Source organism: Proteus sp. LHD240705, assembly GCF_047921555.1.
In the GTDB taxonomy this organism is placed as follows: Bacteria; Pseudomonadota; Gammaproteobacteria; order Enterobacterales; family Enterobacteriaceae; genus Proteus.
This window is the reverse complement of sequence record NZ_JBLRMI010000053.1, coordinates 1-287: the sequence shown is the minus strand read 5'-3', so window position 1 is coordinate 287 and position 287 is coordinate 1. Positions and strand designations below refer to the sequence as shown.

Here is a 287-nt window from a genome sequence, read left to right as displayed (position 1 = left end):
ACATTATCCGCAGGGATCGTCGCTTTATCACCATTGCTATCCGGAATTAAAGCAGGGGTATCCGATATCCAACCATTGTCGCCTTTTTCTAAGGTCACCGTATGTTTGTCACCGTTTTCATCTTCAAACGTAATTTCTACGGTATCACCTTTATTGGCATCCGTTGGCAGTTCAATAGACACCGAACCGTCATCTTCTGCTTTTAATTCTGGTGCTGAAGGGGCAACCGTATCGACCGTAAAGTCTGTTGCTTTACCCTCACCACTCGTATTACCCGCAGGATCGGT

The 287-nt window shown here is 46.0% G+C and carries 1 pseudogene; it reads right to left on the bottom strand.

What is annotated here, in order from left to right:
* Window positions 1-287, bottom strand: a pseudogene (locus ACNART_RS17985) (hypothetical protein); the annotation flags it as partial.